The organism is Ruegeria sp. C11 (genome assembly GCF_056537725.1).
Genome location: NZ_JBQFSB010000009.1, coordinates 129,535 through 155,566 on the forward strand (window position 1 = coordinate 129,535; position 26,032 = coordinate 155,566).

Genomic DNA, 26,032 nt, shown 5'->3' on the forward strand with positions numbered 1-26,032 from the left:
TCACCTTCTTCTGCCGGGGACATTCAAAAGCGCTTCGATTAGGACAGGTACGCGGATGGGTTTGGTGATGTAATCGTCCATCCCTGCTTCCAGGCACATCTCGCGGTCGCCTTGCATGGCATTTGCAGTCATCGCAACGATGCGAGGGCGGTTTCCACCGGGGAACGCTTTGTTGATACGGCGGGACGCTTCCAGCCCGTCCATTTCAGGCATTTGTACATCCATGAAAACGACGTCGTAGGTTTGACGGTCAACGCTTTGGACGGCCTCGGCGCCGTTGCTGGCCAGATCAGCGCGATAGCCCATCTGCTCGAGCAGGCGAAGAGCGAGTTTCTGATTCACCAAATTATCCTCGGCCAGCAAAATGCGCAGCGGATGCCGCTTTGCCATATCCGGATCGGTCTGAGGTTTGTCCTGAGATTTTGTCGGTTTTATGCGCACCTTTTCAGTCGCAAACAGTGTGACCAGGGTATCGAACAGGTGAGATTGACGTAAAGGTTTGGCGAGATTGGCGTCAAACAGCCCATCATCGAGATTCATGTCGCGCGGACCAAGCGAGCTGAAAAGGATAAGTGGCAATCCAAGCTTCTTGGCGCGTACCTTTTTGGCAAGTTCTTCGCCATCCATCTCCGGCATATGCATGTCGAAGATCGCCAGATCGAACCGATCCGCATTCTCAAGCAAGCGCAGCGCCTCAGACGGAGTTTCGCAAGTTGTGGTTTGGGTGCCCCATTTCTCGGTTTGAAGGGACAGAATTTTGCGATTGGTGGCATTGTCGTCCACCATCAGTATGCGCTTGCCTTCAAGTTCCGGCTGAACGCCAAGCAGATCGCGAGATGACGATTTGACCGATTTTGCAGGTTTGGCTTGAATCTTGAAAATAAAGGTGGAACCGCATCCCTCGCCATCGCTTTCTGCCCACATGGTTCCGCCCATAAGCTCTGCGAGGCGTTTAGAAATCGCAAGACCAAGGCCGGTGCCACCATATTTGCGGGTGGTTGAACTGTCCGCCTGACTGAAAGATTGAAACAGGCGGCTCATGCCCTTTTTGGTAAGCCCAATTCCGGTGTCACGGACCTTGAATGTCAGTTCAAGTAACCCCTGCACCCCGGCTGAGTGTTCAACGGAGAGAACCACTTCGCCGCTTTCGGTGAATTTCACAGCGTTTGAAAGGAGATTCAGCAGAATTTGCCTTAGTCGGGTAAGGTCTGTACTGATTGCGGGCGGAAGGGAGTCATCGAATTCATACGCCAAATCGAGCTGTTTCTCGGCAGCTTTGCCGCTGATCAAGTCCAGCGCGCTTTCCAGACATTCACGCAAATCGAACGGATGGATTTCGATGTCCATCTGCCCCGCCTCAATTTTTGAGAAATCGAGAATCTCGTTGATGATGCCCAAAAGCGCATCGCCGCTATCGCGGATCGTGTTGGCATAGTCGCTTTGTTCCGCATCTAACTCTGTATCCATCAACAGCCCACTCATCCCGATTACGGCATTCATCGGGGTTCGAATTTCGTGGGACATCGTGGCCAGGAAGGCGCTTTTGGCTTCGTTTGCCTCTTCCGCAGCTTTTCGCGCCTCTTCCGCCTCGCGGAACAATCGCACGTTCTCAATTGCGATCACTGCCTGATCGGCAAACGAATAGGCAAGGTCGATTTCATCCTTGGTGAAGGCACCGGCTGTTTTTCGTGCAAAAACCAATACACCCAGACACACCGCACCCTTCATCAGAGGCAGCAAGAGTGCGGCACGGATACCATGCCGATCATACGTGATCTGCTCAAACTGTGAGAGGTCGAGTTTGTCCCAATCCGGGAGGTGGAGCATCTTCTTGTCATGCAACACCTGCGCAGGAAAGCTGGACATCGGATCGGGGTCGATCGGGAAACTCTGGTTCCCCTCAAGGGTCGCCGCACCTTCTGCATCGACCCGGGCGAGCACCTCAAAGCTGTTGTCCTGCGCGGTCATCGTTGCAACCGTATCACAGGAGACCAACCGAACACCCGCTTCTGCAATCGCCTCGAAGACAGGTTTGATGTCGTCAGGGGATTGGCTGATTACTCGCAAAATGTCTGCGCTGGCCGTTTGTCGCGCCAAAGATGCTTCGGTTTCATTGAACAAGCGGACGTTTTCGAGGGCGATGATAGCCTGATCAGCGAAGGACTCGGCAATGGCGACGTCATCATCACTAAAAGCCTTAGTCGTCTTTCGAATGAATGTCAGGGCACCGAAACAATCCTTCCCGCGCATCAGTGGTACCATCAGGGAGGATTTGAACCCCTTCTCGCGCATGATTTTTTGATCGCGCCGAGGTAGCTCGTCGTAGTTCCACTCAGGTATATGCAAGGTCTTACCGCTTTGGATTGCCCAAGACGGCAAATTGTCTTCCGGATCAATTGGGATCCGCTCTGCCCACGTGATTTCTTCGATACCATCAGGCGTTGCAACGGCGACCTGCCAAATTTCAGTTTTGTTGGCTTGGATGGCGATTGATAGGTCGCAATCGATGAGCATCGTTGCGAGCTCAACAATCTTCTCAAAAATCGGTTTGGTATCGGTCGGGGACTCTGAAATCACGCGCAGCACGTCCGCACTCGCCGTTTGGCGTGCTAGCGCGGTTTGCGTATCATTGAACAACTGAGAATTCTGAATAGCGATAATCGCCTGCGAGGCAAAAGTCTCCATTTGTTTGATTTGCTTCTCGTCAAAAGCTGCGCTTGTTCGGCTGCCCATGCTGATGACACCAATTGTGTCACCGTCACGTATCAAGGGTACGGACAGAACGGACCGATACCCTTCAAGGTTGGATTTCAGGACCGGGTCATAATTGGGGTCTGCCAGGGTATCTTCGACGTAATCGGCCCGCCCATAAAGCAGCGCGCGTGCCGTCGCCGATGTTTCCCCCGGTTCAAAAGGATGGGCTTTTAGAAAATCGGCAAATTTGTCGGACAGATTGTGGCCGGCAAAGTAATGGTATTTGCCGTCATCCGGCTTTTTCAGAGCCACAAAAGCATCCTGAAGGCGGCAGATACGGGACGAGACGGCCAGCAACACTTCCAAGACTGGTTCTAAAGCGTCCGGAGATCGGGAAATCACCTCAAGAACTTCAGTCGTGGCTGTCTGGTACTGCAACGCCTCTTCGACTTCTGCCGTACGCGTTTGCAACTCTTCGAATAGCTGCGTGTTGTTGATTGCGATCAGAGCCTGAGACGCGAAAGTTTCAAGAAGGCTGATCTGTTTTTCACTAAAAGCCGAGGCCTGCCGGTGTGCCATAACGATGACCCCCAGCGTCAGGCCATCTTTGACAAGCGGAACCCCCAGAGTCGTCAGGTAGTCGCCCATCTCGGCCGCTTCTTTCCACGTGTATGTCGGGTCGTTGCGCGTATCCTCGATATGGACAGTTTTTCCGTGCAAGGCCGCACGCCCGATGCACGAGCCTTCTTCAGGAGCAATCGGATTGTCTGACAAGAAGTTCAGGAACGCATCGCTGACATTGTGGGACATGACCACGCGGTAGAGCCCGTCGTCAGCATCGCGCATGGCAAAGAATGCATATTCCGGGGAGCAGATGCGCGAGGAGACTTCTAAGATGGCGTCCAGTACAGGCGGAAGGTCGTTGGGCGAGCGCGAGATGACATCCAGAACTTCTGACGTGGCAGTCTGGTACTCCAGTGATTGCACGACTTCTGCGGTGCGTTCCTCGACTTCTCGGAAGAGGTTGGCATTCGTAATGGCAATGATGGCTTGATCCGCGAAAGTTTCCAATAACTGAATCTGTTTGTTGGAAAATCCCGAAACCTCTGTTGACCCGATCGAAATTACACCAACAACATCTCCGTTCTTGACCAAGGGCACTCCGAGCACGGATCGATATTCACCGACACCGCTTTCTTCCATCCAAGTATAAGAAGAATCCGTTTCAACATCTTCGATATAGATTGTGCGTTTCGACAGAATGGCACGCCCGGTTACACCGCTTTCATTGGGAGAAATAGGATTGGCTTTGACATACTCAGCAAAGGCCGTGTCCTGCGTAAGTATCGAATGAACATGAAAGAGCTGATCGTCGGGGTTCAGCATCGCTACATAGGCATCTTGCAATTCGCAGATACGCGACGCTTCTTTGAGGATAGCGTCGAGAACGGGTGATAACTCATTTGGTGACGCCGAAATAACCCGCAGCACTTCGGATGTAGAGGTCTGGTATTCCAAAGCTTGCGTTACTTCCGCTGTGCGGTCCTGCACTTCGCGGAACTGACGGACATTCTCCATTGCGATCACGGCTTGAGCCGCGAAGGTTTGGACCAGAGCCACGTCGTCATCCGAGAAGGATGCAACTTCGCGGCGATAGAGCACAATCACCCCCAGGCCTAAGCCATTCTTCATCAATGGAACCGCAAGAACTGAACGAGCCCCTTCGATCTCAACCATCTGAACGCGTCTTGGGTCACGGTCCCTGTAATAAAGTGGATCATCGGCAATATCGTCTAGGCGGATAACCTGCCCATCGATCATTGGCTTGATCGCGATCAATTCAGTGTGCGTCAACGGCTCTGAGAAACCCTTGAGCGCTTCGTCAAAATCAATTCTCGCACCAATATTGGCTGGGATCGTTGCAAGCCCACGTTCGTGATCAGCGACACACAAGAAGGCAAGCGGCGCTTTACACAAACGGCTGGCATTTTCGAGAATGCTTTGGAAGACAGGCTTGTCATCGTCACGGCTACGGCTGATGACTTCGAGGATTTCTCGCGACGCTTTCTCGCGCTCAAGCCGTTCCTGAACTTCACGAAACTGGCGCGTGTTTTCGATGGCAATGACTGCGTGTTTGGCGAACTCTTCAATGAGCTGCACGTCCTGATCGGCAAACGGGCGCACCTCGCGGCGACTGACCGCGATGGCACCCACCGCCCGATCTCCTTGCATCAAAGGGACTGCAACGCGCGACCGAATGCCCTCGACCTCGACCATCTTGACCGCGATTTCGTCACCCGAGCGGTAGAAATCAGTCTCGACCAAATCGTCCATATAAACGACCTTGCATGTTCGGATCGCGGCGCTCACGGTACCCGATCCCTCAAGCGGCCATTCCTCTCCGATACCGAATTCGATGTTCTGATGTCCCCAATTCGCCGCCAGTCGCACATGGGTTCCTGCGGCATTGACCAAAACAAGAGCGGCCTGATCTGCGTCACATACTCTGGTAGCCTGCTGAAGCACCGAATTGAAAACGCGCGCATCATCATCACGGCTTTTGCTGATTACGGTCAAAATTTCCTGTGTTGCCGTTTGACGTTCCAGCTGCGTGTGCAGCTCAGTCAACTGGCGCGTATTATCCAAGGCAATCACAGCCTGCGCAGCAAAGCCTTCTACCAGAGAAATCTCATCATCCGTAAAGGCGCGCACTTCACGCCTGTAGATGCCAATGACCCCGACCGGATCACCATCCGCTGACATCAGTGGAACCGTCAGAAAGGATCGAACGCCTTCTTCATCAACCAGCTGGCGGCGCCAGGGATCCCCGTTGATGTAATGGTCTGTCAGCCGCAAATCTGCATTGTGGATGGCACGCGCTTCTCGCACTGACTCGGCGATCTGAAGGTTTGAGTCCAGAGACCAGCGATCTACGCCGACCTGGTAGGTCGCCAATTGATCGCCGAAGTGTGCCGCATATTCGAGATGCGTTCCGGCCTCGTTCAAAAGGCTCAATGTGGCGACATCCGTTTCGCAAAGTCTGGCAGTGTTTTCCAGGATCGCCTGAAACACCGGCGCTTCATCTTCCCGAGACCGACTGATCGTCTCCAAGACTTCGCGCGTGGCGCCCTCACGTGCCAGACGGATCTGCAACTCGCGGAACCGGCGCACATTCTCAATGGCAATCACCGCCTGCGCGGCAAAAGTTTCAATCAGCTTGACCTGATCGTCAGTGTAGGGACGCACCTCGTCCCGTGCCAGCATCAAGCACCCGATTGCGCCACTATCCACCTTTAACGGAACAAATAAGTTGCTGCGGCACCCATGCTTATCGACAATGAGCTTAAAGCGCTCATCGCCTGATTTATGGAAATGGGTATCCCCCATGTCTACAACGCGCTTGGTCTCGCCACTGAGAATGGTGTCGGTCACGATAGAATTGCCCGGTTCCATCGTGTACTTGCCGTCGGTCCAGAGTTGTTGAATTTCCGGGTGCAGATTAACGCTGGCAACCAGTTGCTGAAGATTGTCCCCTTCTTGCCCGAGGACCAACCCGGCAAAAACGGCATCACAAAGGTCTTTTGCAAGCGTTACAATCAGGTCGCAAACAGGCTGCACATCATCCTTGGCCTCCGAGATGGCCTGCATGACCCGTGCGGTGGCGTCGAACCGCGCCTGCTGATCAGCAGCGCTGAGTCCCGAATTTTGCGCTGTTGATGACGTTGAAATTATCGTCTTCTCTGAAGCCTTCTTTCCACCCACTTGCGCTCAAACTCCCACGCAACCCACTAAAATACATGAGACAGGAGTTTAGAGGGCACATGGTAGAAGTCACTGAGTTTCTTTGCAGCCGGTGTTTCGTGGACTTCGGGCGATATAGGGCGGAACTGAATTGCGGGGGTTTTCTAGAAATTGCGAACACCTCAAGCTGTGCTGTCAGGAGGCACAAACAATGGCACTCCCGCCAATCCGAGCCCAGAGTTTGCGGCACATCCCATTGAGACGAATTCCCCTTACATTTCAGAAATGAGTTGTGCCCAAAATCATAATTTATTAATTCACGAAATATGGAAATAGAAGTCTCGAATCAACTTGGCATCCTGGGCCACTCTCACCGTCTTGCGGTGTTTCGGATGCTCATGCGGCGATATCCTGACCACGTGCCGGCGGGGGAGCTGGTTTCCGCGTTGGGATTCAAACCCAGCACAATGTCGAACTACCTGAATGCGTTGCAGAATGCCGGGTTGATCAGACAGCAAAGGGCGGGAACTTCTCTGCTCTACTCGATTGAAATGAAGAACGTGCAGCAGATGCTCGACTTCCTGATCGTGGATTGCTGCCTCGGACGACCTGATCTCTGCATGCCTTTTAACCAAGGAAATGATGCCATGACTGACCGGAAGTTCAACGTGCTGTTCATCTGCGTGGGCAATTCCGCCCGCTCGATCTTTGCAGAATCCTTGCTGCGCGAAATCGCCGGGGACCGGTTCAATGTATTTTCGGCCGGGACAAGACCGTTTTCCGAGCTGAATCCCTTTGCCCTTCAAGTATTGAAAGACAAAGGGCACGACACGTCAGTCCTGCGCTCCAAAAACGTAGCTGAGTTCACGGGGGCGGATGCGCCAGAACTGGATTTCGTTTTTACCGTCTGCAATCAGGCGGCGAACGAAGAATGCCCGGCCTGGGAGGGTCAGCCGATCAGTGGCCACTGGGGCATGGTTGATCCGGTCAAGGCCGAGGGTAACGATGCCGAGAAAAGCCTCGCCTTCCAGAACGCTTACGGCGCGCTCAAGCGCCGTATCGAAGCCTTTTCTTCACTACCGGTCGAAAGCCTTGACCGGATCGCACTTCAATCCGCCGTTGATGAAATCGGCAAAACCTCTGCTGAAAGTACAACATGACAACATACGCTGTGAACGGCTTGGGCCGAATGGGAAAGCTTGCCCTGAAACCGTTGCTGGAGAAGGGCGCAAAAATTGCCTGGATCAACGACGCCGTGGGTGACGCCGCAATGCAGGCGCACTTGCTGGAGTTTGATACCGTGCACGGTCGTTGGGAAGCATCCTTTGAACATGATGAGGACAGTGTCACGATCGATGGCGTGCGTATTCCGTTCATCGGAACCGATGATTTGGCCGAACTGCCACTGGACGGCGTAGATGTGGTTATCGAGTGCACCGGGGCTTTCAAGACCGAGGCCAAATTGGCACCGTATTTTGAAGCAGGCGTGAAAAAGGTCGTCGTGTCCGCGCCGGTCAAGGACGGCCCCACGGCTAACATCGTCTGCGGCGTGAACGAAGATACTTACGATCCCGCCGCACATCGCATTGTTACGGCGGCATCATGCACGACCAATTGCCTCGCTCCGGTGGTCAAGGTCATTCATGAAAACCTTGGCATCCGCCACGGGTCGATGACCACGATCCATGACGTGACCAACACGCAAACGATCGTGGACAAACCGGCCAAGGATTTGCGCCGCGCTCGCTCGGCTTTGAATTCGTTGATCCCGACCACGACCGGTTCGGCTACAGCCATCACTCTGATTTACCCGGAACTCAAAGGACGGCTGAACGGCCATGCTGTGCGGGTTCCATTGCTGAACGCATCGTTGACGGATTGCGTTTTCGAGGTCGAGCGGGAGACGTCCGTCGAAGAAGTCAACGGTTTCTTCAAAGCTGCCGCAGAAGGAGAGCTGGACGGCATTCTGGGCTATGAGACGCGCCCTTTGGTGTCTACCGACTACACGAATGACGAACGCTCTTCGATCATTGATGCGCCTTCAACCATGGTAGTGAACGGCACACAGGTGAAAATCTATGCCTGGTACGACAATGAAATGGGTTATGCACATCGACTGGTCGATGTTGCCCTGATGGTTGGGGCTTCTCTGTGACCCAAAAACCTGAAGGTCTGTCAGCCTATATCGCGGTAACGGCAGCCTATTGGGCATTTATGTTAACCGACGGGGCGCTCAGGATGTTGGTGCTATTGCACTTTCATACACTGGGCTTCTCACCGGTGCAGTTGGCCTATCTGTTTGTCCTGTACGAAATCGCTGGCATGGTGACCAACCTTGCAGCCGGTTGGATTGCAGCACGGTTTGGGTTGACGTCGACTCTCTATGCGGGGTTGGGCCTTCAGGTCGTGGCGTTGCTGGCGCTGACCCAGCTTGACCCGAGCTGGACCATCGGGGTCTCGGTCGCCTTTGTCATGATTGTTCAGGGGGCAAGCGGGGTCGCCAAGGACTTGGCCAAGATGTCTTCGAAATCGGCGGTGAAACTGTTGGCGCCCACCGATGGTGGTGGTTTGTTTCGGTGGGTCGCCATCCTGACCGGATCAAAGAATGCGGTGAAGGGTCTGGGCTTCCTGCTGGGGGCCGCATTGCTGGCCACGCTGGGTTTCAATTGGGCTGTTCTTTTCATGGCGATCGTATTGGCGGCGATCCTGGCGGCTGTCGTGACCTTCATGCCACCCGGCCTGCCCAAAGGACGCAAGGGAGCAAAATTCTCCGAGGTCTTTTCGAAATCGGCCAATGTGAACTGGCTGTCGGCTGCGCGCGTTTTTCTGTTCGGGGCACGAGACGTTTGGTTCGTGGTTGGTATCCCGATCTATTTCTACGCCGTACTTTCGGACGGTACAGAAGAAGGAAACCGCGCCGCCTTTTTCATGATCGGCACATTCATGGCCGTCTGGATAATCCTGTACGGCGCGGTTCAAGCCAGCGCACCCAAAATCCTGCGCGCGTCCGAGCGCACCGAGGGCGATCTGATCCGTGTCGCGCGCAGTTGGGCCGCCGCCTTGTTTTGCGTTCCGGCCGCTCTGACCATTGCAGTCCTGCTGTCCTCGGGACCACAGACATGGCTGACCATCACTTTGGTCTTTGGCCTTTTGGTCTTTGGGGTGATTTTCGCGGTCAACTCTTCACTGCATTCCTACCTGATCCTTGCCTTCACCAAGTCTGAAAGGGTCACGATGGATGTAGGGTTCTATTACATGGCCAATGCAACGGGCCGATTGGTCGGCACCGTCCTGTCGGGCCTGACCTACCAGATCGGAGGGCTGCCTTTGGTTCTGGGAACTGCGGCAATCATGGTCGCTTTGGCCGCGCTGACATCCGGCAAGCTCGCCGAGCAGACTAACGAGGCAATCTCATGAGCATCTTCGAACGCTACCTGACGGTATGGATCGCGCTAGCAATGATTGGGGGCGTGTTGATAGGCCAGGCGGCACCGGGACTGGTTCAATTGATCGCTTCGGCCGAAGTCGCCAGCGTCAATCTGGTGGTGGCGCTGCTGATCTGGGCGATGGTTTACCCAATGATGGTTGGTGTCGATTTTGGCGCGGTCGCGGGCGTTGCCCGCCAACCCCGCGGCTTGATCATAACCCTTGTCGTCAATTGGCTGATAAAGCCATTCACCATGGCGTTTCTGGCGGTACTGTTCTTTGACTTTGTTTTTACGCCCTGGATTCAGCCCGAAGATGCCGCGCAATACACTGCTGGTTTGATATTGCTTGGGGCTGCACCTTGTACCGCAATGGTTTTCGTCTGGTCGCAACTGACAAAAGGGGATGCGACATACACTCTGGTTCAGGTCTCGGTAAACGATCTGATCATGGTCGTAGCTTTCGCACCAATCGTGGCGCTTTTGCTGGGCGTCACAAACATTTCTGTCCCGTGGCAGACGCTTGTTCTGGCAACCGTTCTTTACGTTGTCCTGCCATTGATCGCTGGCCTGATCACGCGCAAGAGGCTGGGATCGCATGAGGCGATCGAGTCCTTCTCGGCTCGGGTCAAACCCTGGTCCGTGATTGGCCTGATCACCACCGTTGTGATCCTGTTCGGTCTCCAGGGCCAGACAATTCTGGCCAAACCTTTGGTGATTGTGCTGATCGCAGTGCCCATATTGGTTCAGAGCTATGGCATCTTTGCGCTGGCCTATGGCGCTGCATTCGTTCTCAAAGTTCCACATCGGATCGCCGCCCCCTGCGCCATGATCGGGACATCCAACTTTTTCGAGCTGGCCGTCGCGGTTGCAATCAGCCTGTTCGGCTTGAACTCGGGCGCTGCTTTGGCAACCGTTGTCGGAGTACTGGTCGAGGTCCCAGTGATGCTGTCGTTAGTGGCTTTTGCAAACAAAACACGCAGCCGGTTTGCGGAGATAGTGCAATAGCCCGGCAAAATTCTCGATGGCACTCTTGATTTGATATGAGTCCCCAGCCCAACCAGAAAAACGCCGGGAAAAGAGAATAGCGACAACTAAAGGCAGACCCTCCGGAATAAGAATACAGCCAAGCGCAACCAACCCTTTCCGTTGGTGACCAAGTAAATTTCCTGTTCCGCCCAAAACGCTACCCCCTCACAACCGGATCTTATCGCCATGTCCGTGCCGGTGATTTCAGAACTGGGGAAGCGTTTACACTTGAAGTGACCGCATGATTTTTTGCTCTGGTCACGCTTCGAGGCAAAAGGTGAATAACCTGACAATGCCTGCCGATCGTCGTTCACCCGCAGGCGGCGCGAGCGTCGATGGTCATGAGTTTGCAGCAGATTCTTCAATCCTGACTCCTTGCAAGCAAAGATACGAAAAACGTAGAATAATAAGAATACAGCAACTTTAATGTAGGTTAAATTTGCCAGTATTGACGAAAGCGTAAAATAATTGTGGACAATATCAAAAATTCGCAGTTCACTTTTCTGCATGGAATCATGAAACTCGATGCAGACATCTCAAAAAGGTCAACCTGCAAGACAACAACTGCGTGCAATACGACACGCGCCTTGAAATCGAAAACGGTCGGCTTCCAGCAGGAAGGTCGCCGGTGTTGATCCGGATGATTTTGTAGCCGGCTGATGGCTCGCTGCAGGCCGCTGACGGCGAAAATGCCGTTCAAACATTCGACCGCCCAGCTCTGATGTCAGAGTGCAGCGGCGCGCTGACAGGAGGAAGCCCAGTGCCTAAGGACAATGCAAACAGCAAGATCTATTACGAGAGCTTTCAGGACGCGGTTGAGCGCAACCGCCCCAAAATTCCCGCCGTCAAAAAGCGGTTGGAAGAGGCTGGCGTCAAATATGTGATGGGCGCCTGGATCGACCTGCATGGCATCCCCAAGACCAAGCCCGTCCCGATGAGCGATTTCGAACAGCTGTGCCTTGGCAAAGGCCCGCAATTCGCGGTGCACTCGATCTCTTTCGTGCCGGAACTCAGCCCCGCCGACAGCGATCAGGTCGTGGTTCCGGATCTGGATGCAGTTTACATCTGCCCCTGGGATAACTCGATGGCGATCATCTTCTCGGATCTGTACTGGGAAGACGCGCCCTATAATGTTTGTCCGCGCCAGGCGCTGAAGCGTGCGATGCATGAGGCCGCGCAGGAGGGATATACCGGGTACGCCGGGGTCGAGCCCGAATTCATCGTCATGAAATATGACGAGAACGGCCAGCCGGTGAAGGCGTTCGATGACGACCCGGCGGACGGCCTGCGCCCGCGCCGTCAGGCCTTTGGCTATGACGTGGAATATTCGGTCGACTCGATGCCCTATCTCAAGGACATGATCGACATCATCGAAGATCTGGGCTGGAACCTGCATGACGTGGTGGCCGAGGGTGCCTATTCCCAGTTCGAGCTGGATTTCCACTATACCAACATGCTGGAAATGTCGGATCGTCTGGCCTTCCTGCGTATCGTGCTGAAAGAGGTTGCCAAGAAGCACGGCATGTTCGTCACCTTCATGCCAAAACCCACGGTGGGCGACTGGCGCTCGGGTGCGCATATCAACATGTCGATGCAGCACGAAAGCCGCCCCGGCGAGAACATCTTTGAGACACCGGATGGCGAATGGTCGGATGAAAGCCGTTATGCCGTTGGCGGCCTGATGCAGCACGCCGAGGCGATCACTGCGATCACCTGCCCGACGGTGAACTCGTATAACGGGCTGGTCCCGCGCGTGGGCGGGTTCGAAGGCGGCACCGTGACCTGGGCGCCGACCAACATCACCTACGGGTTCAACAACCGGTCCGCACAGTTCCGCCTGCCGCAGAGCCGTCACTGCATCGAAAACCGCGCCTGCGACATGACGATGAACGTGTATCTGGCGATGGCGATGCATCTGACTTGCGCGGTTCAGGGGATCAAGAACAAGGTCGACCCGGGCAAGCCCACGGATTTTGACCTGTATTCAAAGACTGAATCCGAGCTGACCGAGCTGGGCATTCGCCGTCTGCCGCGCACGCTGTTCAACGCAATCGAGGCGCTGCGCCATGACAAGATGGCCGAGCACGTGATGGGCCCGGTCATGCGCAAATCTTACCTCGAATACAAAAATGACGAGTGGGAACGATACCACCAGTCCGTCACAGACTGGGAAGTCCAGGAATATCTGAGACTGTATTGATGAACCAAAAGCAGGGCGATCAGCCGACCATGGTCGCCCCGCTGAAATTACCAATAGCATCAACAATCTACAGATCATCTGAGACTACGACGATGAAGAACATTTATACGTTCAACGGAACGCCTGCGAAGCGTAATTTCACAGTCGCCGACCTGCGCGCACGCAAAGTCTCCAAAGACAAATTGACGATGGTCAACCCGTCCAGCCCAGAAGAAGCGCGGGCAGCGGTTGAAGCCGGTATCGATCTGTTCACCCTTTGGGATGAGCAGGTGGAAATGGTACGCCAGGTCGCCCCGACCACATTTGCCGGTTCTGGTATGGGTTGGGAACAACACGCGACCAATGACGACATTCTGCGGGCCGGTATCGCATCGATGGAGCGGGGCGCAGATTTCTTCTACACGAACCGCAGCTACGATGCCGTTGAGCTATTGGCCAAGAATGGAATTCCCGTCCAAGCGCATATGGGATTGATTCCACGATTGTCGACATGGGTTGGCGGCCTTCGAGCCATGGGAAAAACGGCTGAAGAGGCGATGGAGCTACATCGCACATTCAAGCGTTTGGAAGATGCAGGGTGTTTTGCCGTCGAGATTGAGTGCGTTGCCGAAGAGGCGTTGCTGGCCCTGAACGAGAAAACCAGTATCGTTACATGTTCTCTGGGATCGGGTTATGCCGGTGATATCATTTTTCTCTTCTTGCACGATATCTGCGGCGAGGCCCCGAATGATCCGAAACATGCAAGGGCGTTCGGTGATGTGGGTCGGTTGCACCGGCAGATCTACAGCGAACGGGTAGAGGCAATGATCAAATTCCGGGATGCCGTTAACGAGGGCTCGTTCCCGGGCCCTAAAGAGACTGTCCATATGTCGAAAGAGGAGAACGAGAAGCTTCTCGAAGCATTGGACAAGCTCTGACAGATGACCGCGATGGGGGTTCCGTCCCGATCCCACAGAAATCGAAATACTCGCCTTGGAAACCAAACCTGCAACTGCTTACAGGGAGATCTAACGAAGATGGCAACGATTACCTACGTCGAGCATGGCGGTACCGCTCATGTTGTCGAGGTCCAAAACGGTCTGACCGTGATGGAAGGGGCAAGAGACAATAACCTGCCGGGCATTGATGCCGATTGCGGCGGTGCATGCGCATGTTCGACATGCCACGTCTATGTGGATGCGGCTTGGGTCGAAAAGCTGCCGGGCAAAGACGACATGGAAGACGACATGCTTGATTTTGCATTTGAACCAGATCCGGCGCGGTCACGTCTGACTTGTCAGATCACAGTATCAGATGCCTTGGACGGTTTGGTTGTTCACCTGCCCGAGAAGCAGATCTAAGTCGGCGCTGTTGACAAGAATTGAGGCAGATCGCGTGGGGTTGCACATCCGATCTGCCTCAAAGCCGTTTCGAATTCAGCGAGAAAAACGTCAAAGACGTGGTCTGCACCTTCAGGCCCAAGCGCGGCGACCCCTGCATAGAATGGACGCCCGGTGCAAACGAAGTCGGCCCCGAGCGCAACCAGGCGACAAATATCCAGACCAGAGCGGACTCCGCCTTCGGCCAAAATCGGAAATTCGGGTCCTAACTTCTTGCGCATTTCGGGCAAAACGTCAGCCGGAGTAGGTGCCGCGTCGTATTGCCGGCCACCATGGTTGGACACCACCACGCCATCGCACCCCATGTCGCGCAGCTTTGTGGCTTCGGTCGGAGACAAAACGCCCTTCGCCACAAGTTTGCCGGGCCAGTGGTTCCTTATCGCGCGCAGGCGGTTGGCGGTAACGGGCGTCGACAGGCTTGCGATCACATCGGCCGCGTTCTGGCCATCTCGGCCGATATAAGGACTCAGGTTGGCGAAATCCATCATGCCGTGGCGCAGGACGTGGTGTAGATTGGCCCAGCTCCAGGCGGGGTTCAGCGCCATCTGCCACAGTTTGGGTAAATCAAAACGGAACGGAAACTCTAACGCGTTTCGCAGGTCGTGGGCGCGTCGAGCGGGGGTCGGCACATCCATCGTGACCAGCAGAACGTCGTATCCGGCAGCTTCGGCTCGGCTTAACAGGTCATACGTGATCTCGTCCCGGGATGACACATATAGCTGAAACCAGGCTGTTGGCCCTGCGATCTGCCGTAGCTTTTCCAGCGTTGCAGCGGTATAGGTCGACCCCGTAAAGGCGAGCCCAGCCCGCGTAGCGGCGGATGCCAGGTGGGATCCGGCCCGCGGCCAGGCAATTTCGCCCCCGCCAACCGGAGAGACACCAAACGGCGCGGCATATCGCTGGCCGAACAGGGTGCAGGACAGGTCAGGTCCTTCGGCGTCATGAAGACTGCGCGGCGTCAGAGTGACCTCAGACAATCCTGCCCGGTTTCGGTCCATCGTTGCATTGTCATCGACGCCTTCGAAAATGAAGTCTCGGGCAAATCCCGGCAAGCGTTGTATCGCCCGCCTTTCAAGATCATCAATGCGGGGAAAGCGTCGATGCAGTTCCGATGTCAAATCTCGCGACCAAGCAGGTTGGATTCAAAGGGGAACTTGGACAACAGTTCATACCCGTCCTCGGTGATTAGAACCTGTTCTTCCAGTTTCACACCTTCAGCCCCTCCGACTTCTCCTACATAGCTTTCAACGCACATCGCCATGCCGGGCTCAAGCACGCCGTCATAGGCCAGAGCTTCGTCTTGCGGGTAGTAGATGCACGGCCATTCATCGGACATCCCGATACCATGAGCCAAAACCGCATAGTGTTGATCCTGGAATTGCTCGGGTTGTTTGAACCCTTTCTCCATGACTTCTCGGAACGATATGCCTGGTTTCATCAGTTCCAGATTGTGCTGAATTTCGTCATAGGCACGGTTGTAAAGCTCGCGTTGATAATCGCTTGGCCGACCCGAGCCACAGAACAGCGTGCGCGAAACATCTGCGGAATATCCGAAGGGGCCGACCATATCCGTGTCAAAAGCCACCAGCTCTCCCGGGCGGATGATGCGCCCCGAGGCTTCCTGCAGCCATGGGTTCGTTCGATCGCCTGCCGCCAGCAGGCGACCTTCGATCCAATCACCACCGGCCTCGACATTGGCTTTCCAAAGATGCGACCACAGTTCGATCTCGGTGATGCCGGGGCGTAGGGCCTCGCGCATGCGCCACATGCCGTCTTCGGCCACCGCGATGGCGTAATTCATGCACAGAACTTCTTCGATGGATTTGATGGCGCGGGCTGGTTCGACCACCTTGTGCGCATGAACGACTTCCAGCCCTTTGTTCGCGAACAACGCCGCAACCTGCGGTACCGGGCTTTCCACGCCCAAACGAGTGCTGCCGCCGCCATGGCGTTGCATCAGGGCGGCAATCTGATTGACCCAACGGTCGATCATTTCGTCCATGCGCTGACCGGCAAACATAAAGCTGATCTGGATCGCCTCATCGCCCAGCTCATCAATAGTTTCCAACCCCTGAGCGATCTTCTTGCCGGTTTCGCCATCGAAATAGACTGTCGGACCTTCAGCGGGTACGAACAGATAGCTGAGCGGGATGTGGCTTTGCATGATGCCGGCGTCGCGCATGCCTGTTGCGTAGCGGATCGAATAAACCGAGGTCAGGACGCAGCCGCCCATATCCTGCCGTTTCATCTCGTCCCGCAGCCGTTGCAGGCGATAGGCCCGCATCTTGGGTAGGTCGATCATTTCCAGCGTGTCGGTCATGCCGACAACCGGCGTAACCCGCGCGGCCTGCGCCAGTGTCATATCCGCATAGCGCATAAGCGTCAGACCTTTACAAAAAGACGCCCGTTTTCGACGCGGGTTTCATAAGTGCACAGATCTTCAATCGCAGGCGCGCTGAGCGCCTTTCCCGTGCGAACACAAAACCGACCTTGGTGGAGAGGGCATTCGATTACCCCATCCATGACCAACCCATCGCCCAGCGATTCATCTTCGTGGGTGCACTTCCCGTCCGTGGCAAAGAAACCTTCAGGCGTGTTGTATATGGCCAGAAATTTGTCCCCGATATCCAGAGTGATCAAATCCTCGTCGTCAATGTCGCCTGTTGCACAGGCATCATGCCATTGCTGTGTCATTTTCTTCCTTTGCTAAGTCGTCCGAGAAGGCCTGGCGGATTTTCTTTGACCGGTCATCGCGCCCCAGCGAGCGCCGGATGGCAATTTTAAAAACCTCCCAGTGAGTGCTCAGGAAACCGGCATCGGGTTCGGGCAATTGATCGGTGAGTGCCTCACTCAGGTCCGGCAGCGCGTGGAACGGCACCGTTGGATACAGGTGATGCTCGATATGATTGTTCATGTTGAAATACAGGAATTGAAAGAACCAGTTGGTGCGGAATGAGCGAGTCGATTGCACGATATTGGGCTGGTTTTCGGCCATTTCCACATGCTGCATCAGGATGAATGCGTTCATGATCGGTCCGCCCAGAACGCGCGGGATCACGATCAGCCACAGGGGCCATAGCCAGCCAAGCCAGACGCTGATTGCGGCAAGGCCCAGGTAGATCGCGACGCAGATCTGCGTATTGCGCTGCATTCTGGACAGTTCGCTTTTCGGCGTGACGCGTTTGACGTTCTCCGAGAAGATACCGAAAGAATGCAGCACAAACATTCTCGTCTGATGCCAGTACAGCCCCAGCCCTAGGATTTCCTCGATCCATCCCCAAAAAGTCAGCGGGATCGGGGCATAAGGCATCTGGTTGTCTGCGCCCTCGATCCAGGTGTGGGTGTGGTGGCTGGCATGTGAATAGCGACGGTGCAGCGGTTCCTCATAATAGAGCAGCGAGGTGAACCAGAACACCAGCTCGTTCAGCCAACGGGTCCGAAAGGCGGTGCCGTGTGCGCATTCATGGGACAATGCATAGGCTGACACCGCGAAGAACCCGGAATAAACCAACAGCGCCGGAACCATCCACCAAGTGCCTACGGAGAGCATCACCAAAGTGCCGGTGATCGCCAACAGGCCAAGCCAGCAGCCCAGATAGATCAGCCCCGGCCGGTCGCTGCGGCGCATCAGGGCCTTGACCGCCTTTTTGTCCAGATGGATGTTGGATGTCTTTGCGTTGGTAATCATCTTCGGCCTCCAACTGGTGCCCGGCTACCTATTGCAGCCAGGCGTCTTTCTCGTCGATTTCGATGATGGTTGGACCATCTGCCTGCAGCGCGAATTCCAACGCCTCGCGTAATTCCTCGGCACTTTGCGGGCGGCGGCCATGGGCACCGAAGGCTTCGGCGATTTTCTTGAATTCCGGGTTGTAGATGGTGCAACCAATAGTGGGCAGGCCCTTGCTATCCATGTACTCCCGGATTTCCTGATAACCATCATTCGACCAGACGATGATAGGCATCGACAGTTTCTGTTCGACCGCCGCGGCCAGTTCCTCGCAGGTCATCTGGAACGAGCCATCCCCGGTGATGCAGGCCACCGGCTTGTTACCCGCGCCGACTTTCATGCCGATGGCGACCGGCACGCCAAACCCCATCGCTGCATAGCCGTTTGGGAAGTGAAACAGGTTCGGGAGCTTCATTGGATAGTGATAGAGCCCAGTATAACAGACCTGAGACGCATCGGCGCTGATGATCGTATCCACAGGAAGAACGTCGTGAATGATCTCCAACGCCTTTTTGTGCTTGGGGGATTCTTTGCACAGGTCGCCGCTGAACTTGGCCTTGGTCTCGGCCACCAGATCAGTAGCAGGTTGGTCGTGCTGCGGGCCGTTGTGGTTTTCCAGCGCCTTCAGGATGGCCGAAACCGCCAGTTTTGAATCACTCAGCAGGGCTGCGGCGGGTTTCGAATAGTGCATGATCTGGCCCGGATCGATATCGATGCGGATCAGTTGTCCGTTGATCGGGTAGTCCTCGGTGAAATACCGGTCGGGTTCGGCAAATTCGGTGCCGATGGCCAGTACAACATCTGCGTCTCGCAGCAGGTCTCGCACCGGATCAAACGCCTGAGTGAAGCCCAAACACAAAGGATGATCCTCGGGGATCACACCTTTGCCCGCGCAGGAATTGATGACGGGCACGTCCAGCCGTTCGGCCAATTCCAGCACCTCTTTTGAGGCCGGGATAGCACCGCCACCCACCACGATCATGGTGGATTTGCTGCCGGACAGCATCCCGGCAATCTTGTCGACCTCGGTCGGGTCGGGGCCGGGTTTGGGGGCCGGGGGCCAGGCTTCGATTTCAAAATTCGCGGGACCTGCCAGAATGTCCTGCGGGATCTGGATGCAGACCGGGCGCGGGCGCTGGCCCGAAAAGACCGCGAAAGCGCGGGCCAGAACTTCGGGCAGGTTGCGTGCGTCCAGCAGGGTGTGGGTGAGCGCCGTCACCTGATCCAGAATGTCGGATTGCGAGCGTAGCTCGTGCATCCGACCTCCGTTCATACCCAGCTCGTGCACGTTGTTCATGGTGGTGAAGATCAGCATCGGGATTGAGTTTGAATAGGCCTCGCCTATCGCCGTGGTTCCGTTGGTGACACCCGCGCCGGTGACCAGAAAGCAAACGCCGGGCTTGCCGGTGGCGGCGGCATAGCCATAGGCGCCATAGGCCGAACCCTGTTCGTGCCGGGGGGTGACCTGACGGATGCCCATTTTGTCGAAATTCCGGTAGAACTCGACTGTGTGATAGCCGGGAATGCCAAAGGCGGTATCGACGCCATAGGCTTTGAGCAGGTGCAGAAGGCCCTCGCCACAGGTCATGGCGGATGTATCTAGATCTTTCATGGCTGTTTTGTCCCTTCGACGACAAAATGGTCCGGTCGACCGGAGTTGGCATAAGTGATCACGTTCTTGATCGCGCGCGAGCGGCCTTCCTCGTCGGCCTCGACCGAGTAATAGGCGGCATGCGGTGACACCACGGTGCGCGGGTGGTGCAGCAGGGGGTCATTTGGATCAGGAGGTTCGACCTCGAACACGTCCAGCCCGGCACCGCCGACCTGACCACTGTCCAGAGCAGCAAGCAAAGCTTCGGAGTCAATCAGAGCGCCCCGTGAAGCATTGACGATGAAGCTGCCGCGTTGCATCCGCCCCAGCAGATCAGCGTTTACGATATGCTTGGTTTCGGCCGTGAGTGGCGAGTGCAGCGATACGACGTTGGACCGTTCAAACAGCGCTTCTTTGGTCTCGACCCGCTCGATCCAGTCCGGGAATGCTTCGGCGGGCATATAGGGGTCATAGGCAATCACCTTGCCAAAACTGGGTGCAGCACTGCGTGCGGCCTGCTGGCCGATGCGGCCACACCCCAGCAGACCAAAGGTCATGTCGTGCGTGCGGTGCAGAACGCCCGGCTCTTCATAATCCCAGCGCCTTTCACGGACCGAACGATCATAGAAGGGCAGGTGACGAACCAGAGACAACGTCATGGCGGCGGCGTGTACGCCAACTTCGGACACCCATGCGTCGGGGATATGCGCAACCCAAACACCGTGCCGCTTGGCCGCTTCTGTATCGATGGCATCGACCCCGACCAGCGGGACGCTGACGACTTTCAGATCGGGTAGGGCAGAAAACACGGCCTCGCCAATCGGCGCATAGAGCGACACTATGGCATCAGCGCCGGTTTCCTTGACCAAATCGATAACCTCTTGTTCCGAGGTGCAATGGGGATCGGCCACCACCATCTCGAACCCCGCGTTGTTGATAAGGGCGGTTTCCAGATCGAGGTCGGGTTGCACGAAATCAGTAAAGGCGATCTTCACACCTGGGTCTCCTTGCTGAGCCTTGGGTAAGCCCGGCACAGCCGCTGCTGTCCGGTGAATCGATAAAGAGGTTTTGAAGTCATCTTTTCAAACGACTTATTTCCGGCCATGATGCGACGAAATGGAATGGTAGTGTTGAGACTGAAGGAATGCAGCAGGAAAACCGCAAAACAGCGACTCCGCCACTGCATTGGTTGCGCGCCTTTTCGGTCTCAGCCCGGCATCTGAGTTTCACCGACGCGGCGCAGGAGCTGCTGATCACACAATCCGCTGTAAGTAAGCAGGTTCGGCTGCTGGAACAGGCCTTGGGTCAGCAATTGTTCATCCGCCGCCATCGCGGTTTGAACATGACCGAGGCTGGCCGCAACTATCTGCCTATCGTCGAACGGGCCTTCAACACGCTGGAACAGGGCACGCGGTCGTTTCTGGGTTATTCGGCCGGTCGCAATCTACACCTGAAAGTAAATTACGCCTTTGCCTCGTTCTGGTTGATGGATCGACTGGATGACTTCATGGAGGCCCATCCGGACGTGCAGCTGACCGTCTCAACCGCATTGTGGGAGCAGGAGTTTCAAGGCACCACTGCGGATATCGAGATTCACTATGGTCGAGAGGAAACCTTTCAGGAAGACGCGATCCGTCTGCGGCAGGAAACACTGACGCCGGTTTGCGCACCTGAAGTTGCGAAACGGCTGAAGTCGCCGGATGATCTGGCAAATGAACGAATTCTTGATCTGACGGGGGTCAACGAAACTTGGGACTTCTGGCTCGCGCGTTCCGGGGTTCGGGGGCTTGCGTTGAAAGACCGGCATTTCTTCAGCACCTATGTCCTGTCGCTGACTATGGCACAGGCGGGCAAAGGAGTGTCCATGGGGCACACGACATTAGTCGAGCGCGCGATTGCACGAGGCAATCTGGTCGTACCGTTCGACATCCATGTTCCCGGGCGTGACGCGTATTTTCTGATCCACAATAAAGGCAGCGCCGCAAATCCTTATGCGTCGCTGTTTGTCGATTGGGTTCAGGCGCAGTTTTGAAGCCGGCCCGACGCGTTATCCGTCAGAAACCGGATGGTTTGCCATCCGCTCAAGCGCCTTGACCATGCCTGAATGATCGTCCTGCGCCCCGCCATTAGCCGAGCAGGAATTGAACAGTTCCTGCGCTGTGGCGGTGTTGGGCAGCGACACCCCGAGGGCGCGGGCCGAGGACAATGCCAGATTGAGGTCCTTCTGGTGTAGTTCGATACGGAACCCCGGATCCATCGTGCGTTTGATCATCCGTTCTCCGTGAATCTCAAGGATTCTTGAAGTTGCAAGCCCGCCCATCAACGCCTCTCGAACCTTTGCAGGATCGCAACCCGCTTTGGAGGCAAAGACCAGCGCCTCAGCCACCGCTTCGATATTCAGGGCGACGATGATCTGGTTGGCGATCTTGCAGGTCTGACCAGCTCCATTGGCCTCGCTTATTAGGGTGATGTTCTTGCCCATCAGTTCGAACAGGGGTCTGGCCCGGTCAAACGCGGCTTGCGGCCCGCCGCACATGATGGTCAGGCTTGCCGCCTTTGCGCCAACCTCGCCACCCGACACCGGGGCATCGACGTATTGCCCGCCTTTTTCATTCACAGCCCGCGCAAGCGCCTCGGTTGCAATCGGGCTGATCGAGGACATGTCGATTACCAGAGAGCTTTCGTGCACATTGACCAGCACACCGTTTTCCCCGGTGATCACTCGTTCCACATCGGGCGTGTCCGGAACCATGACGATCACGATATCGCAATGCGCAGCGACCTCGGCTGGGCTGCCGACGACCTGAACGGGCTTGTCCGCAAGCGCGTCGGGCAGGGCCGAGCGGTTGAGGCAGGTGAAAATGGTATGGCCTGCATCTGCCAGATGCCCGGCCATGGGGGCGCCCATAACGCCCAGTCCGATGAACCCGATATTCATGACAATCTCCTCAATAGCCCAGTTTGGGGTCGATGGGATTCAGCAGCGGCTTGCCCGCAAGAAACAGCTCCATGTTCTGAAAAAACAGGCCCAACGTCAGCGGGATATAGGCGTCGCCGTCATCGGCCGAGACATGCGGCGTGATTATCATGTTCTTCGTATTCCACAGACGCGACTCGGCCGCGATGGGTTCGGGATCGAACACGTCCAGAATGGCGCCGCCCAAACTGCCTTCGTCCAGCTTGTCGCAGAGTGCATCGTAATCCATGACCGCCTCGCGTCCGATATTGATGATGCCCGCCGTGGGCTTCATCAGATCCAGCCGCCGCCGGTCCATCAGTCCGCGCGTGTCCGGTGTATCGGGGGTTGCGATCAAAAGGTAATCGGCCAGCGGCAGAACCTCGTCCAGTTGCGCCGTCGGCACGCAGCGATCACAGCCTTCGACATCCCGGCCCGACCGGTTCACACCGATCACGTTGACCCCCAGAGGTTTGATCATCTTGGCACCTGACCCACCCAGCGACCCGGTTCCCAGAACGACGACAGTCTTGCCAGCGATGGGCGAGCAATAAAGCGACTCGTAATATGCATTGCGCTGGTTGGTGACGATGGCAGGCATATGTGAATGCAGCATCAGGATCGCCATCAGGCCGAATTCTCCGGCCTTGGCGGCATGAACGCCCTTGTTGTTGGTCAGGGTCACGCCCTCGGGCAGCCAGTCCATCGGCAGCATATGCTCGACCCCGGCACCGATGCAGTGAATCCATTTCAGATTGGGCGCGACCTGCGCCAGATTCTCGGTGGGCATGTTCCAGGTCAGAAGCACTTCGGCATCCGCCATAGAGCTTTGCCAGTTATCCGTATCCCAATCGATGAACGGATCAAGCTTGCCGACGACTTCCGGGTGCAGCGCCTGCGCCGTGTCAAAGCGTTCACCGGTGATGGTGAACACCTCTTCGCCTTCCGGTGTGTTCGGGAATGATCCTTCAGCCCAACGGTTGTTTTTGACGTGAACTTTCACAGCCATAGTGGTTTCCTTGCGTAGAGTTGACCAAAAAATCCCCCGCGGACCGATGGAAGAACCGGATCGCGGAGGAAGTAGGGGAGTTCACCCGATACCGTTGGCTTCCATTTCCTTGAGTCTTTCGATGATCGCGGTGTCACGGTTCTCGTCACACCAGTCTTCATGCTCGAACTGCATGTCCATCACCGCTTCGCCGATCTTCAGCAGATAGGCACTGTCGTTCTGACCTTCGATCGGAGGCAGATGCAGCACCGTGTCCTGACCATAGGTCCGCACCGAATTTGCACCGTGCCTAAGAGGCTGAGGTGGTTCGATGCCATCATTCTCGAGATCCCGGATCGCCTTACGTACACGGCGCCGATATAGCGAGATACCCCGGTCTGTCGGCATCAGGTTCTCACCTTTATGGGTCGAGATTGGCCCCATTCCTTCCACAGCTTCCGAATCCGCTGGGTAGCGCTGTTTCTCTTCGGGTGTCCGGTCCAGAACTTCACCCTGTTCGATCATCTCGTGACCTTCCTTGGTGTTGTATTCGTGCGGGTCCCATCGGTCGCCGAAATTCGCCCATGCGTAGACAATGGTGTTTTCGTCATCCACCGGCACCACCCAGCGGGTAAAGCATGACCGCCCGAAATAGCGCTGTTCGGTCCCGTCGGCGGCATAGGCTGACCCGGCTTGGGTAAAGTTCGGCAGCACAAGCTCGTTCAGCCGAACCCAGGCGTTTTCACCGATGCGCCGGGTGGACGTGCCGAGGAAATGGTTTTCATTCCGCTCATAGAATTTCAGTTCACCCGAAGCCATCATTCCCTCGGAGAACTGAGGGTGGCTGTTCTGGCTGTGCAAAAAGGTCGTATGGGTCGGGTCCATGATCGCATCCTGAACCTGAATCCAGTTGCAAGTGTATGGGGCCTTGTAGGGTGCGCTGGTCATGCCCTCATGCTCGAAGGCGTCGTAGATCGGGAAATCAGGCTGTTTGTCGGGCGGACCCATATAGGCGAAGATTATTCCGCGATATTCGATGACCGGATAGGCGCCCAGCCGAGTCCGTTCCTTGACCATCTCGACCGCGCGTGCGGTCTGATCCTCGGCTGGCGCTTCGAGAATTTCGCCATCCGGTGCAAACAGCCAGCCGTGGTAACAGCAACGAATGCCCCGGTCTTCGCATTTTCCATATTCAAGCGAGGCGCGCCGATGCGGGCAGTATTTGTGGACCAGACCGATCTGCTGCTTGTCCTCGCCATAGCGGAACACGACCAGTTCTTCGCCTAGGATGGTGATGGCCTTGGGCAGATCACCCAGATCGTCCGTCAGATGGACCGGATGCCAGAAACGGCGCAGGTATTCACCTGCTGGTGTGCCCGCTCCGACGCGGGCGATCTCTTCGTCGATCGCGGCGGGGTGGGATTGATTGTAGCCCTGGAAATTCCCGGCAAATGTTTTGATCTGCGGTTTTTCTGCTGCGGATGACATGGTTGGCTTCCTCCTGATCGGTCGGGCGCTTGGTTCCATCGAACTGCAGTTCTGCAAGTTGATTCAATCCGAACTTTGATTGCGAATTATTTCACGTCAACGAAAAATTACGATCCCAAAATTACGAGATTCGTAGTAAAATACGGATTACGTATCAAATTAGAGAGTTCTCATGACCGAATCCAACCGAAAAAAGCCATCATCCGATCACGCAGCCGGGGCGGGCAGCCGTCAGCGGGACACCGCATTGTTAAATGACAGTCTCAATCAGGAAATTATCCAGGCTCTGCAAAAGGATGGGCGCACTCCGTTTGCGGAAATTGCCCAAAAACTCAACGTATCCGAGGGCACGATCCGAAACCGTGTAAATGCCATGAAATCCAGCGGCAGCCTGCGCATCGTCGCGGTCACCGATTCAGGCGTTTCCGAGTATCGAACCGAGGCCATGGTCGGCATTCGCGTCGCTTCCGGACATCGGCCTGAAAGCGTTGCTGCCCGCCTCTCGGCGCTGGAGGAAATTGTTTATGTAGTTTGGGTAAGCGGCAATTATGACCTGCTCATCGAAATTGTGACAGATGACCGCAAAACCTTTCTCAGCATGTTGTCCGAGCATGTTTATGGCCGGGAAGACATCGGCTCGGCCGAAGTTATGACCGGGCTGATGAACTTCAAAAACCAGTTCCTTCTCAAAAGCAACTGGGGATGAGTGAAATGCGGAACCGTCATCGAGTCTTGTGTCATGGTGCGGAATCCGTAATCAATGCGAAAAAAGATCTCTAAAAGATTACTGTAACAGCAAAGATGTTGCGTAAAA

Annotated in this window: 20 protein-coding genes; 9 read left to right on the plus strand and 11 right to left on the minus strand. The window is 55.7% G+C overall.

What is annotated here, in order from left to right; all coding sequences use genetic code 11:
- The gene (locus ACR0NA_RS16575; RefSeq protein ID WP_480730754.1) at positions 1-6,342 is read right to left on the minus strand and encodes a GAF domain-containing protein; all 6,342 of its coding nucleotides are present in this window, start codon (positions 6,340-6,342) and stop codon (positions 1-3) included.
- A 419-nt stretch (positions 6,343-6,761) separates the two neighbouring features.
- On the opposite strand from ACR0NA_RS16575, the gene ACR0NA_RS16580 reads away from it, so the two are divergent.
- From ACR0NA_RS16580 to arsB, 4 genes are read left to right on the plus strand one after another with little or no spacing between them, the layout of a single operon-like run.
- Positions 6,762-7,595 (plus strand): arsenate reductase/protein-tyrosine-phosphatase family protein, encoded by an 834-nt coding sequence (locus tag ACR0NA_RS16580; protein ID WP_480730756.1) that lies wholly within the window; start codon positions 6,762-6,764, stop codon positions 7,593-7,595.
- On the plus strand, positions 7,592-8,590 hold the full coding sequence (locus ACR0NA_RS16585) for an ArsJ-associated glyceraldehyde-3-phosphate dehydrogenase (protein WP_480730758.1): 999 nt from the start codon (positions 7,592-7,594) through the stop codon (positions 8,588-8,590). Before ACR0NA_RS16580 ends, ACR0NA_RS16585 begins: the two co-directional genes overlap by 4 nt.
- Entirely contained in the window at positions 8,587-9,852 is a 1,266-nt protein-coding gene (gene arsJ / locus ACR0NA_RS16590) for an organoarsenical effux MFS transporter ArsJ (RefSeq protein ID WP_480730760.1), read from the plus strand. The genes ACR0NA_RS16585 and arsJ overlap by 4 nt, the downstream gene beginning before the upstream one ends.
- On the plus strand, positions 9,849-10,868 hold the full coding sequence (arsB, locus tag ACR0NA_RS16595; protein WP_480730762.1) for an ACR3 family arsenite efflux transporter: 1,020 nt from the start codon (positions 9,849-9,851) through the stop codon (positions 10,866-10,868). Before arsJ ends, arsB begins: the two co-directional genes overlap by 4 nt.
- A gap of 86 nt (positions 10,869-10,954) precedes the next feature.
- Here arsB and ACR0NA_RS16600 read toward each other — a convergent pair whose 3' ends face one another.
- On the minus strand, positions 10,955-11,398 hold the full coding sequence (locus ACR0NA_RS16600) for a hypothetical protein (protein ID WP_480730764.1): 444 nt from the start codon (positions 11,396-11,398) through the stop codon (positions 10,955-10,957).
- 251 nt (positions 11,399-11,649) lie between these two features.
- On the opposite strand from ACR0NA_RS16600, the gene ACR0NA_RS16605 reads away from it, so the two are divergent.
- From ACR0NA_RS16605 to ACR0NA_RS16615, 3 genes are all read left to right on the plus strand, one after another.
- The gene (locus tag ACR0NA_RS16605) at positions 11,650-13,089 is read left to right on the plus strand and encodes a glutamine synthetase family protein (protein ID WP_480730766.1); all 1,440 of its coding nucleotides are present in this window, start codon (positions 11,650-11,652) and stop codon (positions 13,087-13,089) included.
- Positions 13,090-13,181: 92 nt separating this feature from the next.
- On the plus strand, positions 13,182-14,006 hold the full coding sequence (locus ACR0NA_RS16610; RefSeq protein ID WP_480730768.1) for a 3-methyl-2-oxobutanoate hydroxymethyltransferase: 825 nt from the start codon (positions 13,182-13,184) through the stop codon (positions 14,004-14,006).
- Positions 14,007-14,105: 99 nt separating this feature from the next.
- Positions 14,106-14,429 carry a 2Fe-2S iron-sulfur cluster-binding protein gene (locus ACR0NA_RS16615; RefSeq protein ID WP_170653301.1) on the plus strand — a complete coding sequence of 108 codons (324 nt, stop codon included), beginning with the start codon at positions 14,106-14,108 and terminating at the stop codon, positions 14,427-14,429.
- On the opposite strand, the gene ACR0NA_RS16620 is transcribed toward ACR0NA_RS16615, so the two are convergent.
- From ACR0NA_RS16620 to ACR0NA_RS16645, 6 genes are read right to left on the minus strand one after another with little or no spacing between them, the layout of a single operon-like run.
- Positions 14,426-15,586 (minus strand): alpha-hydroxy acid oxidase, encoded by a 1,161-nt coding sequence (locus ACR0NA_RS16620; RefSeq protein WP_480730770.1) that lies wholly within the window; start codon positions 15,584-15,586, stop codon positions 14,426-14,428. The genes ACR0NA_RS16615 and ACR0NA_RS16620 overlap by 4 nt on opposite strands.
- Entirely contained in the window at positions 15,583-16,845 is a 1,263-nt protein-coding gene (locus tag ACR0NA_RS16625; protein ID WP_480730772.1) for a M24 family metallopeptidase, read from the minus strand. The genes ACR0NA_RS16620 and ACR0NA_RS16625 overlap by 4 nt, the downstream gene beginning before the upstream one ends.
- A 5-nt stretch (positions 16,846-16,850) precedes the next feature.
- Positions 16,851-17,162 carry a non-heme iron oxygenase ferredoxin subunit gene (locus ACR0NA_RS16630; protein WP_480730774.1) on the minus strand — a complete coding sequence of 104 codons (312 nt, stop codon included), beginning with the start codon at positions 17,160-17,162 and terminating at the stop codon, positions 16,851-16,853.
- Positions 17,143-18,156: a fatty acid desaturase gene (locus ACR0NA_RS16635; protein ID WP_480730776.1), complete on the minus strand. Its 1,014-nt coding sequence runs from the start codon at positions 18,154-18,156 to the stop codon at positions 17,143-17,145. The genes ACR0NA_RS16630 and ACR0NA_RS16635 overlap by 20 nt, the downstream gene beginning before the upstream one ends.
- 28 nt (positions 18,157-18,184) lie before the next feature.
- Positions 18,185-19,807 (minus strand): 5-guanidino-2-oxopentanoate decarboxylase, encoded by a 1,623-nt coding sequence (locus tag ACR0NA_RS16640; protein ID WP_480730778.1) that lies wholly within the window; start codon positions 19,805-19,807, stop codon positions 18,185-18,187.
- The gene (locus ACR0NA_RS16645; RefSeq protein WP_480730780.1) at positions 19,804-20,781 is read right to left on the minus strand and encodes a C-terminal binding protein; all 978 of its coding nucleotides are present in this window, start codon (positions 20,779-20,781) and stop codon (positions 19,804-19,806) included. Before ACR0NA_RS16645 ends, ACR0NA_RS16640 begins: the two co-directional genes overlap by 4 nt.
- A 149-nt stretch (positions 20,782-20,930) precedes the next feature.
- Here ACR0NA_RS16645 and ACR0NA_RS16650 point away from each other — a divergent pair, with 149 nt between their 5' ends.
- Positions 20,931-21,818: a LysR substrate-binding domain-containing protein gene (locus ACR0NA_RS16650; protein WP_480730782.1), complete on the plus strand. Its 888-nt coding sequence runs from the start codon at positions 20,931-20,933 to the stop codon at positions 21,816-21,818.
- A 15-nt stretch (positions 21,819-21,833) separates the two neighbouring features.
- On the opposite strand, the gene ACR0NA_RS16655 is transcribed toward ACR0NA_RS16650, so the two are convergent.
- The 3 genes from ACR0NA_RS16655 to ACR0NA_RS16665 form a co-directional block, all read right to left on the minus strand.
- Positions 21,834-22,724, minus strand: coding sequence for a 2-hydroxy-3-oxopropionate reductase (locus ACR0NA_RS16655; protein WP_480730784.1), 891 nt, complete (start codon positions 22,722-22,724; stop codon positions 21,834-21,836).
- Positions 22,725-22,734: 10 nt separating this feature from the next.
- A complete protein-coding gene (locus ACR0NA_RS16660) occupies positions 22,735-23,751 on the minus strand; it encodes a D-2-hydroxyacid dehydrogenase (protein WP_480730786.1) in 1,017 nt (338 codons plus the stop codon).
- An 81-nt stretch (positions 23,752-23,832) separates the two neighbouring features.
- A complete protein-coding gene (locus tag ACR0NA_RS16665) occupies positions 23,833-25,218 on the minus strand; it encodes a Rieske 2Fe-2S domain-containing protein (protein ID WP_480730788.1) in 1,386 nt (461 codons plus the stop codon).
- A 172-nt stretch (positions 25,219-25,390) separates the two neighbouring features.
- Here ACR0NA_RS16665 and ACR0NA_RS16670 point away from each other — a divergent pair, with 172 nt between their 5' ends.
- On the plus strand, positions 25,391-25,924 hold the full coding sequence (locus ACR0NA_RS16670; RefSeq protein ID WP_480730790.1) for an Lrp/AsnC family transcriptional regulator: 534 nt from the start codon (positions 25,391-25,393) through the stop codon (positions 25,922-25,924).
- The last annotated feature ends 108 nt before the right edge of the window (positions 25,925-26,032 follow it).